The sequence below is a fragment of the Kluyvera genomosp. 2 genome, assembly GCF_036759865.1.
Classification (GTDB): Bacteria; Pseudomonadota; Gammaproteobacteria; order Enterobacterales; family Enterobacteriaceae; genus Kluyvera; species Kluyvera ascorbata_B.
In genome coordinates this window covers 274,641-290,550 of record NZ_JAPKIA010000003.1, presented here as the reverse complement: position 1 = coordinate 290,550, position 15,910 = coordinate 274,641, and the positions used below count along the sequence as shown (strand labels likewise).

Below are 15,910 nucleotides of genomic sequence, written 5' to 3'. Positions count from 1 at the left end.
ACATCATCGCTGGAATCCCGATCGCAAGATTGGGATTTTTTCGTTTTAAAGTCATGCAGATAGCCGTGATAAGCGTAGAATCGGCGGCAAGCCGGGTGTACCCGGTGAGGCGCAATGTTGCGGGGGCTTGATCCCCGGTGGCCTTGTCGCTGGAAAGAGAAAACCCCCGCACGTTGTTTGGTATAAACCGGCAACATAACGGGGGCAATCCTATCTCTAGACAAGTTGAGGATAGCCGCGAACCGTTGCCATTGCAACCAAGGCGGCTGTATGACGCTCACGGAAGTTTGCATTATTGTCTGGCACGATCTGGCAGCACCAACGCTGGTCGGTATTGCGACAGGTCTGTTTTTAGGCTGGTGGCATAGTCAGAGATAAGGTGAGGTGGGCGAACCTGCCGCCTGCGTGGTAGCATGCGCCCGAAACAGGCCAGAGGGTAGCCTCTGGCCTTTTTTGCGGTGTCGAACTTAGAAGTTGTAACCTACAACCAGGTAACCACCCCAACCGGTAGACTTCGCGTTGAAGTCGCCTTCGCCCCAGTTCAGGGTATTGCCACCCTGCCACTGGCCGCCGTTATGGAAGTAACGGGCAACAACAGAGTAGTGCCAGTGATCGTAGTTCAGCGCCAGGATATGGCTGGACGCGATAGAGTTGCTGGTACGGTTTGGTTCATCGCCCAGGTCTGAACCCCAGTCGAAGTTGGTGAAGCCGATGTAGCTCAGCTTGCCGCCCCACAGGTCGCTAATCGGTACAAAGTATTTCACTTTGAAGCGGTAGCCGTCCCACTCGTTTTCGTTCGCTGCGCCGTAGTTCTGCCACTGGTATTTAGCATACACGTTCATGGACAGGCTCATTGGCAGGCCGGTGTCGATATCGGTACCCAGACCCATATACCAGGTGCTCTGGCGGCTGGCCTTGTTGTCACCCATATCGTAGATGTAGTTGTTGGCGATATACCACTCTTTGAACGGGCCGAAGCTCAGGTCGGCGCCGGTCAGCTTATCGATAGAGAAGCGCGGCTCGATCTCCATGAACAGCGGGGAGCCGTCAGACCATACGCCTTTATCGTTGCCGTTACCCCAGTCGAAGGTTTTCGGAATATCGATATAGCCGTAGAAGTCCAGCCAGTCTTTCTTGGCGAAGGCTTCGTACTCCAGATAAACGTCGTTGTTCAGTTTCGGGGAGAAACGGGTGTGGTAGCTACCTACCACGTTTACGCTCTGATGCCACCAGTCAGAGACATACTGCGGCTGAGAGTCGCCTGCTGCGTTAGCAGTGAAAGATGCGGTAAGCGCCAGCGCGGCACCGGCTGCCAGTAATGTTTTTTTCATATTTATGCCACTAATAAAAAAATTCGAAAGAGAGTGATTTTTATCACCGAAGCTTTTCTAAATGTTTCATGTTTCTGCGAGCCTATTATATGAATCCTTGCTCACGAAAATCAGTCACACTTCACACATTTTTCAAACGCGTAATCGATTGCGTTCACGTTTGCGTAGTTTAGACGCGGGGATTGTACTTATGGAGTGAATTATTGCAAATGTTTACATACGCAAAGCATGGGCAGTGTAAAGGAAGAGGGCATCGCTGAGGGCGGCGCTATAACGCGTTTATCGTTTACAGCGCCGGGTAAAAGATTACTGTACGCCGGCGGGCTGGACGTCGTGAATACGGACGAAGCCCAGTTGATCTGGCGTGACGCCATTCAGCTGCAGAGGAATATCGACGTCGCTGGGTGCCAGCACGCTAGCCGGGGCGGAGAACAGCTGATTCTGTACGTTCACTTCCTGATAGCGTTCGGTCGTGCCCTGGATCTGTCCCCATTCGACGGTGCCGGTAAACGCCGGAAGCGGATCGTTGGATTCCCCTTGAATACGCAGCGTTAACGCCGTGCCCTGGGCGTTAGCGGCGACGTTACGCAACGACATACGCAGCGTGCCAATCTGGCTATTCAGTCGAGCCGGCGTGTTGGCGCCCGGCAGCAGATACGCGCCCTGGGTCGATTTTGCATTCAGCGCGTTTTGCTGGGTAATCTTCACCGTTTCTTTGTTAAGCTGCGTCATCTCGCTGCTCAATGCGCTAATGCTCTGGTGCATTTGCCTCACTTCCGACTGCTGCGCGCAGGCGCTCAGGCTGACGAGGCTTCCCAGCAGGGCTATTCTTAGGTAACGTCTTGTCATTCTGTCTGTTTCCTTCTTTTCGGGATAACGCAATGTTAGCGCGCAATGCGGTTTATCGCATCGATCCATTGTCTCAAAAACAGCTGCCTTTGTTGTCATCGCAGTTCAGGGTAAAATAGGTTTTATCAACCCTCATCGTCAGGACGTCGTATGCACTGCCCATTCTGTTTCGCCGTAGACACTAAAGTGATTGACTCCCGTCTTGTGGGAGAAGGTTCCTCCGTTCGCCGCCGTCGGCAATGCCTGGTGTGTAACGAACGTTTCACCACCTTTGAGGTGGCTGAACTGGTGATGCCGCGCGTGGTAAAAAGTAACGACGTGCGCGAACCGTTCAACGAAGACAAGCTGCGCAGCGGTATGCTCAGAGCGCTGGAAAAGCGCCCGGTGAGCGCCGATGACGTAGAAATGGCGATTAATCATATTAAATCGCACCTGCGCGCGACCGGCGAGCGTGAAGTACCTAGCAAGCTGCTGGGTAATCTGGTCATGGAGCAGCTGAAAAAGCTGGATAAAGTGGCCTACATCCGCTTTGCGTCGGTGTACCGCAGCTTTGAAGATATCAAAGAGTTCGGCGAGGAAATCGCCCGCTTACAGGACTAAGCTATGCACGATGAAATGTACATGGCGCGGGCGCTCAAGCTGGCGCAGCGCGGTCGCTTTACCACCCATCCCAACCCGCGAGTTGGCTGCGTGATTGTCAATCAGGGTGAAATCGTCGGTGAAGGCTACCATTACCGCGCCGGGGAGCCGCATGCGGAAGTACACGCGCTGCGCATGGCGGGTGACAAAGCCAAAGGCGCCACCGCCTATGTGACGCTGGAGCCGTGCAGCCACCATGGTCGTACGCCGCCGTGCTGCGATGCGCTGATTGCGGCAGGCGTTTCCCGCGTCGTCGCCGCGATGCAGGATCCAAACCCGCAGGTTGCTGGGCGAGGCCTATACCGCTTGCAGCAGGCCGGCATTGAAGTCAGCCACGGGCTGATGATGAGCGAGGCCGAGGCGCTGAATAAAGGTTTCCTCAAGCGGATGCGTACCGGCTTCCCGTTCGTCCAGCTCAAACTCGGGGCATCGCTCGACGGTCGCACGGCGATGGCCAGCGGTGAAAGTCAGTGGATCACCTCGCCACAGGCGCGTCGTGACGTGCAGCGCCTGCGCGCGGAGAGTCACGCGATTTTAACCAGCAGCGCCACGGTGCTGGCAGACGATCCGGCGCTGACTGTGCGCTGGGATGAACTGGATACGCAAACTCAGGCGCGCTACCCGCAGGAGAACCTGCGCCAGCCGCTGCGTATTGTTATCGACAGCGGCAACCGCGTGACGCCGGAGCACCGGATTGTGCATCAGCCGGGTGAAACCCTGTTTGCCCGCACCACGGGCGACAGCCGCATCTGGCCGGAAGGTGTGCAGACGCTGAAGGTGCCGGAGCATAACGGTCATCTTGACCTGGTGCTGATGATGATGCAGCTGGGTAAACAGCAAATTAACAGCATTTGGGTGGAGGCGGGCCCGACGCTTGCCGGCGCGCTGATTCAGGCCGGGCTGGTGGACGAGCTTATCGTCTATATCGCGCCTAAACTGTTAGGTAGCGATGCTCGCGGATTATGTGTGCTGCCAGGCCTTGAGAAACTGGCCGATGCGCCCCATTTCAAATTCAATGAGATACGACAGGTAGGCCCGGATGTTTGCCTGCATTTAACCACTGCGTGAGGCTTTCCCAATTAGAGGAAGCAGCGCCCAGAATATTATGATAAAATCCGCCCCCCTGCGGGGCAAATGAACCCAAAGGAAGAGTATGAACATTATTGAAGCTAACGTTGCTACCCCGGACGCTCGCGTCGCCATCACCATCGCGCGTTTCAACAACTTTATCAATGACAGCCTGCTGGAAGGTGCTATCGACGCCCTGAAGCGCATTGGTCAGGTTAAAGATGAAAACATCACCGTTGTTTGGGTTCCAGGTGCTTATGAACTGCCGCTGGCGGCTGGCGCACTGGCTAAAACCGGTAAATACGATGCAGTGATCGCGCTGGGTACGGTTATCCGTGGCGGCACGGCGCACTTCGAATATGTCGCTGGCGGGGCAAGCAATGGCCTGGCGCACGTCGCTCAGGACAGCGAAATCCCGGTAGCCTTTGGTGTTCTGACCACCGAAAGTATTGAACAAGCCATCGAACGTGCTGGCACAAAAGCCGGTAACAAAGGTGCAGAAGCTGCACTGACCGCGCTTGAAATGATTAATGTATTGAAAGCCATCAAGGCCTGATTTTTGTAAGGGGAAATCCGTGAAACCTGCTGCTCGTCGCCGCGCCCGTGAGTGTGCCGTCCAGGCGCTTTACTCCTGGCAGTTGTCCCAGAACGACATCGCCGATGTTGAATACCAGTTCCTGGCGGAACAAGACGTGAAAGACGTTGACGTCCTGTACTTCCGTGAACTGCTGTCCGGGGTGGCGACTAACAGCGCGTACCTCGATGGATTGATGAAGCCGTACCTGTCCCGTCTGCTCGATGAGCTGGGCCAGGTGGAAAAAGCCGTACTGCGCATTGCGCTGTTCGAACTGTCAAAACGTGACGATGTGCCGTACAAAGTGGCCATCAACGAAGCGATCGAGCTGGCGAAAACCTTCGGTGCTGAAGACAGCCACAAGTTCGTCAACGGCGTGCTGGATAAAGCCGCTCCTGCAATTCGTCCCCACAAAAAGTAATCTCCAGGCCGGCGCGCGGGTGGCATACGCCATCCCCCCGGCCTTGTTTTATCCTTCTGCTGAGGCATAACGTATGGCATGCGGCGAATTTTCCCTGATTGCCCGTTATTTTGACCGAGTACGCAACGCCCGTCTCGACGTAGAAACCGGCATCGGCGACGACTGCGCATTACTCAATATTCCTGAAAAACAGACGCTGGCTATCAGCACCGACACGCTGGTGGCGGGCAATCATTTCCTCCCTGATATCGATCCGGCCGATCTCGCGTATAAAGCGCTCGCGGTAAACGTCAGCGATCTGGCGGCAATGGGCGCGGATCCTGCGTGGTTGACGCTAGCCTTAACTCTTCCTGAAGTGGATGAAACGTGGCTGGCAGCCTTCAGCGACAGCCTGTTTGAACAGCTGAGCTACTACGATATGCAGCTGATCGGTGGCGATACCACCAAAGGGCCGCTGTCGATGACGCTGGGTATCCACGGCTACGTGCCGGTAGGCCGCGCGCTGAAGCGTTCGGGAGCGAAACCGGGGGACTGGATCTACGTGACCGGTACGCCGGGCGATAGCGCCGCGGGGCTGGCGCTGATCCTTAACCAACTGACGATAGATAACGCTGACGACGCTGCGTATCTGCGCCAGCGCCACCTGCGGCCAACGCCGCGCGTACTGCAAGGTCAGGCATTGCGCGATCTCGCCAGCGCCGCTATCGATCTTTCCGATGGGCTGATTTCTGATTTGGGGCATATCCTTAAAGCAAGCGGGGGGCTTGGCGCGCGTATTGATCTTGACGCGATGCCGTACTCTGACGCGCTGCGTCGTCACGCTTCGCCGGAGCAAGCCTGCCGCTGGGCGCTGTCCGGTGGTGAAGACTATGAGCTGTGCTTTACCGTACCGGAGCTGAACCGCGGTGCGCTGGAAGTGGCTCTGGGTCAGTTAGGCACCGCGTTTACCTGCATTGGGCAGATTAGCGCCGATGTTGAAGGTATGCATTTCACACAGGATGGAAAGGCGATAACGCTGGACTGGAAGGGGTACGATCATTTTGGCTAAGAACGATATTGCGAAAAGCCGCCTGAATTTACGCAACCCGTGGCACCTGCTTGCTACCGGGTTCGGCAGCGGCCTGAGCCCGATAGTGCCGGGAACGATGGGCTCAATTGCCGCGATCCCGTTCTGGTATCTGCTGACGTTTCTGCCGCTACAGATCTACTCTCTGGTGGTGATGTTTGGCATCTGTATCGGTGTCTACATATGCCGCCGCACGGCGCGAGATATGGGGACCCACGATCACGGCAGCATCGTGTGGGACGAGTTTATTGGAATGTGGATCACCCTGATGGCCATCCCGGCGATGACCTGGCAGTGGGTATTGGCCGGGTTTGTGGTGTTCCGTATTTTCGACATGTGGAAGCCGTGGCCGATCCGCTGGTTTGACCGTAACGTCCACGGTGGGATGGGGATCATGATCGATGATATCGTCGCCGGGGTGATTTCGGCGGGGATTTTGTACGTGGTGGGGCACCACCTCCTGTAGTCCTGTAGTCCTGTAGTCCTGTAGTCCTGTGGTCCTGTTGGCCGGATAAGGCGAAGCCGTTATCCGGCAACGCAGCGGGAAGCCTGATGGCGCTGCGCTTATCAGGCCTACTTAAATCCCACCACAGGATGCGGCTGATACGGCGCTTCCATCGATGCAATCTGCTCCGGCGTCAGCGTAATATCCACCGCATTCAGCAGCTCATCGAGCTGATCTTCACGCGATGCGCCAATAATCGGCGCTGCCACGCCAGGTTTACTCAATAGCCACGCCAGCGCCGTCTGCGCCCGGCTCGCCTCGACCTCTTCGGCCACGCGTTCGAGCTCCCCCGCGATCTGCTCGTCATTCTCTTCCGTGGCGCTGTACAGCGTTTGCCCAAACTCATCGGACACCAGCCGCGCGGTGGTTTCTCCCCACGGCCGCGTCAGACGACCGCGCGCCAGCGGGCTCCACGGAATAACCGCCACGCCTTCCTGAGCGCACAGCGGCAGCATATCGCGTTCTTCTTCCCGGTAAATCAGGTTGTAGTGATCCTGCATGGTGACAAACGGCGTCCAGCCGTTGGTTTTTTGCAACGCCAGCGCGTGGGCGAACTGGCGGGCGTGCATCGATGACGCGCCGATAAACCGTGCTTTACCCGACTTCACCACGGCGTCCAGCGCTTCCAGCGTCTCTTCTATGGGCGTGCGGTAGTCCCAGCGGTGGATTTGCAGCAGGTCGACGTACTCCATACCAAGGCGGCGGAGGCTGTCGTCGATCGAGCGGAGTATTTGTGCGCGGGAGAGGCCTTCTTCAAGATCGCCAACCTGATGGTAAACCTTGGTGGCCACCACCACGTCATCACGGCGGGCAAAATCGCGCAGCGCGCGGCCGACAATCTCCTCGCTGCTGCCGTCGGAATAGCTGTTGGCGGTGTCGAAAAAGTTAATGCCGCCTTCCAGTGCGCGCTGGATGATCGGGCGGCTGCTGTCTTCCGGCAGCGTCCAGGCATGCTTACCCCGATCCGGTTCGCCGAATGTCATACAGCCAAGGCAGAGACGAGAGACCCGAAGGCCAGTGTGTCCTAAGGTATCGTATTGCATGAATCAGCTCCTGCTAGCGGGTAAAAGGTTTCCCTTAAGCATAGCAGGAGCGATAGGCGGGTTATGCTAACCAGGCCGCGATCTTCGCTTCGATGCCCGCGGCATCGAGGCCAAGCTCGGCGTGCATCTCTTCCTGGGTACCCTGAGGAATGAAGAAATCAGGCAGGCCGATATTGAGCACCGGCACCGGCTTACGATGTGCCATCAGCACCTCGTTCACACCGCTTCCCGCACCGCCTAGCGTGGCGTTTTCTTCCAGCGTGACCAGAGACTCATGGCGCGCGGCCATCTCCAGAATCAGGCTCTCATCCAGCGGCTTCACGAAGCGCATATCGACCAGCGTGGCGTTAAGCTTCTCGGCGACCGCCTCGGCCTGCGCAAGCAGCGTACCGAAGTTAAGAATGGCCAGCTTCTCGCCCTCGCGCTTCACCACGCCTTTGCCCAGCGGCAGTTTTTCCAGCGGCTTCAGCTCTGCGCCGGTGCCGCTGCCGCGCGGATAACGCACGGCGCTCGGCCCTTCGCTGTAGTGGTAGCCGGTGTAGAGCATCTGACGACACTCGTTTTCATCGCTTGGCGTCATGATAACCATATCCGGGATACAGCGCAGATAGGAGAGGTCGAACGCCCCCTGGTGCGTTTGCCCGTCGGCGCCAACGATCCCCGCACGGTCGATAGCGAACAGGACCGGCAGTTTCTGAATCGCCACGTCGTGGATCACCTGATCGTAGGCGCGCTGTAAGAAGGTGGAGTAAATGGCTACCACCGGCTTATTGCCGCCAATCGCCAGCCCGGCGGCGAACGTGACCGCATGCTGTTCGGCAATCGCTACGTCAAAATACTGGTCCGGGTATTTTTTGGAAAACTCAACCATGCCCGAGCCTTCACGCATCGCGGGCGTCACCGCCATCAGCTTGCTGTCTTTGGCTGCGGTTTCGCACAGCCAGTCGCCGAAGATTTTCGAGTACGACGGCAGGCCGCCGCTGCTTTTCGGCAACTTGCCGCTGGTGTGGTCGAATTTAGGCACCGCATGGAAGGTGATCGGGTCTTTCTCGGCCGGTTCATAGCCACGGCCTTTTTTGGTCATGATGTGCAGGAACTGCGGACCTTTCAGGTCGCGCATGTTTTTCAGCGTATTGACCAGACCCAGTACGTCGTGACCGTCGACCGGCCCGATATAGTTGAAGCCCAGTTCTTCAAACAGCGTGCCCGGCACCACCATGCCTTTGATATGTTCTTCGGTTCGTTTGAGCAGCTCTTTAATCGGTGGCACGCCGGAGAAGACTTTCTTGCCGCCTTCCCGTAGCGAGGAGTAGAGCTTGCCCGAGAGCAGCTGCGCCAGATGGTTGTTCAGCGCACCGACGTTCTCGGAAATCGACATTTCATTGTCGTTCAGCACCACCAGCATATCCGGTTTGATATCGCCCGCATGGTTCATGGCTTCAAACGCCATCCCGGCGGTGATGGCGCCGTCGCCAATCACGCAGACGGTGCGGCGCTGCTTGTTTTCTCTGCCCGCGGCTACGGCAATGCCGATACCGGCGGAAATAGATGTGGAGGAGTGGCCGACGCTCAGCACGTCGTATTCGCTCTCACCGCGCCACGGGAACGGATGCAGGCCGCCCTTCTGGCGGATGGTGCCGATTTTGTCACGGCGGCCGGTCAGAATTTTATGCGGATAAGCCTGGTGGCCGACGTCCCAGATGAGCTGGTCGAACGGCGTGTTATAGACGTAGTGCAGCGCCACGGTGAGCTCCACCGTGCCAAGCCCGGAGGCGAAGTGTCCGCTGGAACGGCTCACGCTGTCGAGCAGGTAACGACGCAGCTCGTCGCACAGCTTCGGCAGGCTCTCTTTCGGCAGCAGGCGCAGCTCCTGAGTGGAGTCAACCAGCGCCAGGGTCGGGTATTTGGCAATATCAAAACTCATCAGAGACTCATTTATTGTTTATTTGTCGCGCAGGATGATGTAGTTCGCTAGCGCTTCCAGTGCTGTGGTATCCAGTGACAGTGCGGCCAGCTGTGCTAACGACTGGCGGGCTTCGGCAATCAGGTCACTGGCTTTTGTCCGGGCTTGCTCAAGGCCCAGTAGTGCAGGATAGGTGCTTTTACCGAGCTGCTGATCGGCGCCCTGGCGCTTTCCAAGGGTCGCAGTATCACCTACCACATCCAGAATGTCATCCTGAACCTGGAACGCCAGCCCGATGCTTTCAGCGTACTTGTCGAGCAGCGGTAGCGCCTGTCGCCCTTGTTCGCCCGCGCTCAGTGCGCCGAGGCGGACGGCAGCGCGAATCAGCGCTCCGGTTTTATGGCGATGAATGCGTTCCAGCATTTCCAGACCCACCTGTTTGCCTTCCGCGTCCAGATCCAGCGCCTGACCGCCACACATGCCCGCCACGCCGCTGGCCGTGGCCAGTTCGGAAATCATCGCCAGGCGATCGCGGTCAGAGACGTCCGGCATCGGCGCATCACTGAGTATAGAGAACGCCAGCGTTTGCAGCGCGTCGCCGGCCAGAATGGCGCTCGCCTCGCCAAATTTAATATGGCAGGTTGGCTGACCGCGACGCAGGTCATCGTCGTCCATCGCTGGCAGGTCGTCATGCATTAGCGAATAGGCATGAATGCATTCCACCGCGGCGGCCGGCGCATCCAGGGCCGTCAGGCTGACGCCGAACATTTGTCCGGTGGCATAAACCAGGAACGGACGCAGACGTTTACCGCCTAATAGTGCGCCATACGCCATGGCCTCAACCAGAGGAGTGTTCTGAAACGGCAGCGGAGCGATAAATCGGCGCAGCGCGTCGTTTGCCTGCGTCACGCAGGCATTCAGCTGTTGCGAGAAATCCATTTATTCAGCGTCCGGCGTGAAAGGTGTTAACGGCGAATCTTCGTTATCGGCCAACAGAATCTGCACGCGCTGTTCCGCCTGCTGTAACTTGCTCTGCCCCTGACGCGCTAACTGCACGCCGCGTTCAAATTCGTTCAGCGCCTCTTCCAGCGGTAGGGAACCGCTCTCCAGACGATTAACTATCTGCTCCAGCTCGGTTAATGCAGTTTCGAAACTGGCCGGGGCTTCGTTTTTCTTTGGCATAGTGAATGTTTGGCTCTTGTTATGTCGCGACTGCGTCTATGGTAACGGAGTCTGGGTGTGAAGCAAATAACACGCAATGGTCAGCGGGATGATGATATACTCCGCGTCCTGGACGTAGCGACCGCTGGTACGCTGCGATACATCTTTTTGCTCAAAGCCCCGTCGGGCTTGCCAACGAACCATTGCCGCCATGAAGTTTATCATTAAATTGTTCCCGGAAATCACCATCAAAAGCCAATCTGTGCGTTTGCGCTTTATTAAAATTTTAACCGGGAACATTCGTAACGTTCTTAAACACTACGATGAAACGCTCGCCGTCGTTCGTCACTGGGATCACATCGAAGTTCGCGCCAAAGATGAGAACCAGCGTCTGGCAATCCGCGACGCGCTGACCCGTATTCCGGGCATCCACCATATCCTGGAAGTGGAAGACGTGCCGTTCACCTCGCTGCACGATATTTTCGAGCAGACGCTGCCCCTGTGGCGCGAAGCGCTGGAAAACAAAACGTTTTGCGTGCGTGTGAAACGTCGCGGTAAGCACGAGTTCACCTCTATTGAGGTTGAACGTTACGTTGGCGGCGGCTTGAATCAGCACATTGAAACAGCGCGCGTGAAGCTGACCGATCCGGACGTCACCGTCAATCTCGAAATCGAGAACGATCGTCTGCTGCTGGTGAAAGGGCGCTACGAAGGCATTGGCGGCTTCCCGATTGGTACTCAGGAAGACGTGCTGTCGCTGATCTCCGGTGGTTTTGACTCCGGCGTCTCCAGCTACATGCTGATGCGTCGCGGCTGTCGCGTGCACTACTGCTTCTTTAACCTCGGCGGCGCGGCACATGAAATCGGCGTTCGTCAGGTGGCGCACTACCTGTGGAACCGCTTCGGCAGCTCGCACCGCGTGCGTTTCGTGGCGATTAACTTCGAGCCGGTGGTGGGCGAAATTCTGGAGAAAGTCGACGACGGCCAGATGGGCGTGGTGCTGAAACGTATGATGGTGCGCGCCGCGTCAAAAGTCGCCGAACGCTACGGCGTGCAGGCGCTGGTTACCGGTGAAGCGCTGGGCCAGGTTTCCAGCCAGACGCTGACCAACCTGCGTTTGATTGACAACGTCTCCGACACGCTGATCCTGCGTCCGCTGATTTCTCACGATAAAGAGCACATCATCAATCTGGCGCGTGAAATTGGTACTGAAGACTTTGCCCGCACGATGCCGGAATACTGCGGCGTGATTTCGAAAAGCCCAACCATTAAGGCGGTGAAGGCGAAAATTGAAGCGGAAGAAGAAAACTTCGATTTTGCGATTCTCGACAAAGTGGTAGCGGAAGCGAACAACGTCGATATCCGCGACATCGCCCAGCAGACCCAGCAAGAGGTGGTGGAAGTGGAAACCGTCAGCGGCTTTAGCGCCAACGACGTGATTCTGGATATCCGCTCGATTGATGAGCAGGACGACAAGCCGCTGAAAGTGGAAGGCGTGGAAGTCGCTTCGCTGCCGTTCTATAAGCTCAGCACCCAGTTTGGCGACCTCGACCGTAGCAAAACCTACTTGCTGTGGTGCGAACGCGGCGTGATGAGCCGCCTGCAGGCGCTGTATCTGCGCGAGCAGGGTTTTGAAAACGTGAAGGTTTATCGCCCATAAATAAAAAAACCGGCCTGGCCGGTTTTTTTATATCAGAACGATGCAGGCCCGATGGCGCTACGCTTATCGGGCCTGCATTTTACGCTTCGTAATAGTTATAGATCCCAGCCGCCATTACCAACTGCGATGCCACTTCGTACGCTTTCTCGCGCCCGACCAGCAGGTCGATAATCTTCAGCCCGAAATCAATGGATGTGCCCGGCCCCTGACTGGTGAGCAGGTTGACGCGCGGGTCCCACGCGACACGTTTATCCATCCACTGGTCTTCCGGGATTTTATCCTTCAGCGCCGGGAAGCCCGTCATGTTGCCGATGGGGAACAGGTCATGCGGCACCAGTACGGTTGCCGCTGATGCACAAATGGCGGCGACGATACGGCCTGAATGATGAAACTGTCTGACCGTTTCCACCAGCAGCGGGCTGTCGCGGAAGTACTCCGCCCCTTTGATGCCGCCCGGCAGGATGATGATGTCGAAATCACCGTCCGCCACTTCCACCAGCGGCGCATCGGCCAGCAGCTTAACGCCGCGTGAACAGGTAATGGCCAGATTGCCGTCGCTTGCGACGCTAGCGGTGGTGACCTGAATTCCGCCACGCACCAGCAAATCGATTGTGGTGACGGCTTCCATCTCTTCACTACCAGGAGCGAGGCAAATCAGTGCCGACGCGCTCATATTCACTCTCCTTACGTTTAACGCGTTCATACAGGCGGGTATTTTCCGGCACCGGAATGCCGTGCGCCCGCGCGCGCTTGAGCAGAAAACCGGTAATGTAGTCGATTTCTGTATGACGCTGCGCGCGAATATCCTGCAACATCGACGAGATATTCTCCGCCGTCAGGTCGATGACCTGGTTGACATAAAATAACAGACTTTCCGGAGAGGTATGAAACCCTTCACGCGTCATGGTCTGCGCCACCTCTTCACAGATACGGGCAATATGCTCCTGATGGTCGCGCAGCGCACCGTTAGGGCAGTCCATCAACGCGGTCAGCGGGTTAATGACGCAGTTGACCGCCAGCTTGCGCCACATGGCAGAGTGGATATTGTCGTGCCAGGCGACGTCCGGCAGAACGTTTTGCAGCGTGACGGCGAGCGCGCTGTAATCGGCCTCATAGCGTTTGGCCGGGCCAATGTGGGTCGTCCCGTTGGCGACGTGGATAATGACGTTGCCATCGCGTCGTGCTGCCTGCGTGGTGGCACCGAGCAGAATCGGCTGCCTGAGGTCATTGAGCTCGATAAGGGTGCCCATGCCGTTATGAATCAGTAAGATCGGCGTGGTATCCGGCAGGTGCGCGGCAAGCGCTCTGACCGCATCGGAGACCTGCCAGGCTTTGAGCGTCACCAGCAGTAAATCGCTTTGTGCCAGAAAGTCAGGATCGTTAGCGGTTAACGACTCATTGAAGACGCTGCCGTCCAGCTCTATCAGGTTCACGCTACAGTAGGGCTGAGGTACGCGTAGCCATCCTTGTACTTCAAATCCTTTTTTGTAGAGCGCCGTCATCCATAGCTGACCCAGCGCGCCACATCCCAATACTGTTATTTTCAAACATCCTCCTTACCACACCAGATGCGACTGGTATGTCATACTTCACGCCGATCACCCGAATAAGTGTGAGTATAGCGCTATCCGCTGAGCTTCCGGGGATAACCAGTTGAGTTATGCCGCGTTGCAGGTATTATGCAACGCAAAAGAAACTAAGGGAGGGGAAAAGATGCCATCTTTCGATATTGTCTCTGAAGTTGATCTTCAGGAAGCGCGTAACGGTGTGGATAACGCGGCCCGTGAGGTTGAGTCACGTTTCGATTTTCGCGGCGTAGAAGCGACCATTGAGCTGAATGAAGCCAATAAAACCATCAAGGTGCTGAGCGAGTCCGATTTCCAGGTGAACCAGCTGCTGGATATTCTGCGTGCCAAGCTGCTGAAACGCGGCATTGAAGGTGCGTCTCTCGATGTGCCAGAAGACTTCGTGCACAGCGGTAAAACCTGGTTTGTTGAAGCTAAGCTGAAGCAGGGCATTGAAAGCGCGGTGCAGAAGAAAATCGTCAAGCTGATTAAAGACAGCAAACTGAAGGTGCAGGCGCAAATTCAGGGCGAAGAGATTCGCGTGACCGGGAAATCCCGCGACGACCTGCAGTCGGTGATGGCGCTGGTGCGCGGCGGCGACCTTGGCCAACCGTTCCAGTTCAAAAACTTCCGCGACTAACGGCGAAAGTACGGCCCACACTCCAGTGCGGGCCGATGCTGCTTAATGGGCGGCAATCACCTGTTCCACCTCAAAACGGTTGGTCACTTTGCTGTCGATTTTGACGTAGGCCGAGTGTTCATCTGCCACCACTAACACCTCTTTCACCCCGTCCGTCGCCAGAAGACGTTCACGCAGAGACTCATCAGCGGCAACATCTTGCGGTATTTCGACGCGCAGACTGCTAACGTACTGCGGCTCCTGCATAGTCATCGACACCAGCAGCCAGACCGTCGCCAGCAGCGCGCCGGCGAGGAATACCGTTTGTGAATCAAACAGGCCGTCAATCCAGCCGCCGAGCGAACCGCCGATGGCTACACCGAGGAACTGGCTGGTGGAATAAATGCCCATTGCCGTGCCTTTGTAGCCCGCCGGGGCTTCTTTGCTGATCAGCGACGGCAGCAGCGCTTCCATCAGGTTAAAGGCGAGGAAGAAAATCTGCACGCCCGCCACCAGCTCCCAGAAGTAGCTGCCGGAACCCCACAGCACAATTTCGGCAATCAGCAGCAGAGCAATGCACAGCACGAATACGCGCTTCATGCGGCGCTTCACTTCCGCGTAGATGATAAACGGTACCACTGCGATAAACGATACCACCATGGTCACCAGATAGATTTTCCAGTGTTCGGCGGCCGGGAACCCAGCGGACTCCAGCTGGCCCGGCAGAGCGACAAAGGTGGACATCAGCAGAATGTGCAGGCACATGATGCCGAAATTAAGCTTCAGCAGCCTCGGCTCCATCAGCACCTTGCTGAAGCAGCCTTTCACCATTCCGGACTCGCGGTTGAGCACGTGGTTTTTGCTGTCCGGCACTACCCACAGGGTGAGCAGAATCCCCAGCGTCGCCAGCCCGGCAATCATCCAGAACAGGGCGTGCAGACCGAGTTTATGGGTGATGATCGGACCTAACACCATCGCAATGGCAAACGTCACGCCGAAGCTGACGCCGATAAACGCCATCGCTTTGGTGCGGTTTTGTTCGCGGGTGAGGTCGGAAAGCAGCGCCATCACCGCCGCGGCAATCGCCCCGGAGCCCTGAAGGGCGCGGCCAAGAATAATGCCCCAGATGGAGTCGGACAGGGCCGCAATCACGCTGCCCAGAACAAAAATCGCCAGCCCGCCGACGATCAGCGGTTTGCGGCCGACGCGGTCAGAAATCAGCCCGAAGGGGATCTGAAACACCGCTTGTGCTAAACCATAAATGCCAATTGCCAGGCCAATCAGCGCTTCGCTGGCGCCCTGCAATGCCATGCCGTATGTGGTCAGAACCGGAAGGACCATAAACATACCGAGCATACGCAAAGAAAATACGGTCCCTAAACCCCAGGTGGCGCGTAACTCACCCGGCGTCATTTTGTAATCGTTCATTCCCACCTCTATATAAAAGCTGGGAGTAGTGTAGTGCGGGGAGAGGGCAGGGTAAACAGAGGGTTAATTAACAAATAT

Annotated in this window: 18 protein-coding genes; 9 read left to right on the top strand and 9 right to left on the bottom strand. The window is 56.9% G+C overall.

The features are described 5' to 3' along the window. Positions 1 to 270 precede the first annotated feature (270 nt). Positions 271 to 378: a type I toxin-antitoxin system toxin Ldr family protein gene (locus V6942_RS04780; protein ID WP_035895150.1), complete on the top strand. Its 108-nt coding sequence runs from the start codon at positions 271 to 273 to the stop codon at positions 376 to 378. Positions 379 to 467: 89 nt separating this feature from the next. On the opposite strand, the gene V6942_RS04775 is transcribed toward V6942_RS04780, so the two are convergent. Both V6942_RS04775 and V6942_RS04770 read right to left on the bottom strand, forming a co-directional pair. Further along, positions 468 to 1,331, bottom strand: coding sequence for a nucleoside-specific channel-forming protein Tsx (locus V6942_RS04775; RefSeq protein WP_106928040.1), 864 nt, complete (start codon positions 1,329 to 1,331; stop codon positions 468 to 470). 306 nt (positions 1,332 to 1,637) lie between these two features. Continuing rightward, the gene (locus V6942_RS04770) at positions 1,638 to 2,180 is read right to left on the bottom strand and encodes a DUF3251 domain-containing protein (protein ID WP_106928038.1); all 543 of its coding nucleotides are present in this window, start codon (positions 2,178 to 2,180) and stop codon (positions 1,638 to 1,640) included. 150 nt (positions 2,181 to 2,330) lie between these two features. On the opposite strand from V6942_RS04770, the gene nrdR reads away from it, so the two are divergent. The 6 genes from nrdR to pgpA all read left to right on the top strand — a co-directional run bounded on the left by nrdR (position 2,331) and on the right by pgpA (position 6,414). Beyond that, positions 2,331 to 2,780, top strand: coding sequence for a transcriptional regulator NrdR (gene nrdR, locus V6942_RS04765; RefSeq protein ID WP_061282153.1), 450 nt, complete (start codon positions 2,331 to 2,333; stop codon positions 2,778 to 2,780). 3 nt (positions 2,781 to 2,783) lie between these two features. Further along, a complete protein-coding gene (ribD, locus tag V6942_RS04760) occupies positions 2,784 to 3,887 on the top strand; it encodes a bifunctional diaminohydroxyphosphoribosylaminopyrimidine deaminase/5-amino-6-(5-phosphoribosylamino)uracil reductase RibD (protein ID WP_182929394.1) in 1,104 nt (367 codons plus the stop codon). An 85-nt stretch (positions 3,888 to 3,972) separates the two neighbouring features. Continuing rightward, complete coding sequence (gene ribE, locus V6942_RS04755) at positions 3,973 to 4,443, top strand: 6,7-dimethyl-8-ribityllumazine synthase (RefSeq protein ID WP_001021161.1); 471 nt, start codon at positions 3,973 to 3,975, stop codon at positions 4,441 to 4,443. Positions 4,444 to 4,462: 19 nt separating this feature from the next. Next, positions 4,463 to 4,882 carry a transcription antitermination factor NusB gene (gene nusB, locus V6942_RS04750; protein ID WP_064547866.1) on the top strand — a complete coding sequence of 140 codons (420 nt, stop codon included), beginning with the start codon at positions 4,463 to 4,465 and terminating at the stop codon, positions 4,880 to 4,882. A 73-nt stretch (positions 4,883 to 4,955) separates the two neighbouring features. Further along, a complete protein-coding gene (gene thiL / locus V6942_RS04745) occupies positions 4,956 to 5,930 on the top strand; it encodes a thiamine-phosphate kinase (protein WP_106928034.1) in 975 nt (324 codons plus the stop codon). Further along, positions 5,917 to 6,414 (top strand): phosphatidylglycerophosphatase A, encoded by a 498-nt coding sequence (pgpA, locus tag V6942_RS04740; RefSeq protein WP_106928032.1) that lies wholly within the window; start codon positions 5,917 to 5,919, stop codon positions 6,412 to 6,414. Before thiL ends, pgpA begins: the two co-directional genes overlap by 14 nt. Positions 6,415 to 6,521: 107 nt before the next feature. On the opposite strand, the gene V6942_RS04735 is transcribed toward pgpA, so the two are convergent. The 4 genes from V6942_RS04735 to xseB all read right to left on the bottom strand — a co-directional run bounded on the left by V6942_RS04735 (position 6,522) and on the right by xseB (position 10,581). Further along, positions 6,522 to 7,496: an aldo/keto reductase gene (locus V6942_RS04735; protein WP_333500860.1), complete on the bottom strand. Its 975-nt coding sequence runs from the start codon at positions 7,494 to 7,496 to the stop codon at positions 6,522 to 6,524. A 61-nt stretch (positions 7,497 to 7,557) separates the two neighbouring features. Further along, positions 7,558 to 9,420: a 1-deoxy-D-xylulose-5-phosphate synthase gene (dxs, locus tag V6942_RS04730; protein WP_106928028.1), complete on the bottom strand. Its 1,863-nt coding sequence runs from the start codon at positions 9,418 to 9,420 to the stop codon at positions 7,558 to 7,560. A gap of 18 nt (positions 9,421 to 9,438) precedes the next feature. Then, positions 9,439 to 10,338: a (2E,6E)-farnesyl diphosphate synthase gene (ispA, locus tag V6942_RS04725; RefSeq protein ID WP_106928026.1), complete on the bottom strand. Its 900-nt coding sequence runs from the start codon at positions 10,336 to 10,338 to the stop codon at positions 9,439 to 9,441. Next, a complete protein-coding gene (gene xseB / locus V6942_RS04720) occupies positions 10,339 to 10,581 on the bottom strand; it encodes an exodeoxyribonuclease VII small subunit (protein WP_106928024.1) in 243 nt (80 codons plus the stop codon). Positions 10,582 to 10,771: 190 nt separating this feature from the next. Between xseB and thiI the strand changes: the two genes are divergently transcribed. Next, positions 10,772 to 12,220 (top strand): tRNA uracil 4-sulfurtransferase ThiI, encoded by a 1,449-nt coding sequence (gene thiI, locus V6942_RS04715; protein ID WP_333500859.1) that lies wholly within the window; start codon positions 10,772 to 10,774, stop codon positions 12,218 to 12,220. Positions 12,221 to 12,299: 79 nt separating this feature from the next. Here the strand turns inward: thiI and yajL are convergent, their stop codons facing one another. Beyond that, entirely contained in the window at positions 12,300 to 12,893 is a 594-nt protein-coding gene (gene yajL / locus V6942_RS04710) for a protein deglycase YajL (RefSeq protein WP_182928327.1), read from the bottom strand. Next, complete coding sequence (panE, locus tag V6942_RS04705) at positions 12,856 to 13,767, bottom strand: 2-dehydropantoate 2-reductase (protein WP_106928018.1); 912 nt, start codon at positions 13,765 to 13,767, stop codon at positions 12,856 to 12,858. The genes yajL and panE overlap by 38 nt, the downstream gene beginning before the upstream one ends. A 166-nt stretch (positions 13,768 to 13,933) precedes the next feature. Here panE and V6942_RS04700 point away from each other — a divergent pair, with 166 nt between their 5' ends. Further along, positions 13,934 to 14,425, top strand: a complete 492-nt coding sequence (locus tag V6942_RS04700) for a YajQ family cyclic di-GMP-binding protein (RefSeq protein ID WP_106928016.1) — start codon at positions 13,934 to 13,936, stop codon at positions 14,423 to 14,425. A gap of 42 nt (positions 14,426 to 14,467) precedes the next feature. Here V6942_RS04700 and V6942_RS04695 read toward each other — a convergent pair whose 3' ends face one another. Beyond that, positions 14,468 to 15,832: an MFS transporter gene (locus V6942_RS04695; RefSeq protein WP_106928014.1), complete on the bottom strand. Its 1,365-nt coding sequence runs from the start codon at positions 15,830 to 15,832 to the stop codon at positions 14,468 to 14,470. Between the last annotated feature and the right edge of the window lie 78 nt (positions 15,833 to 15,910).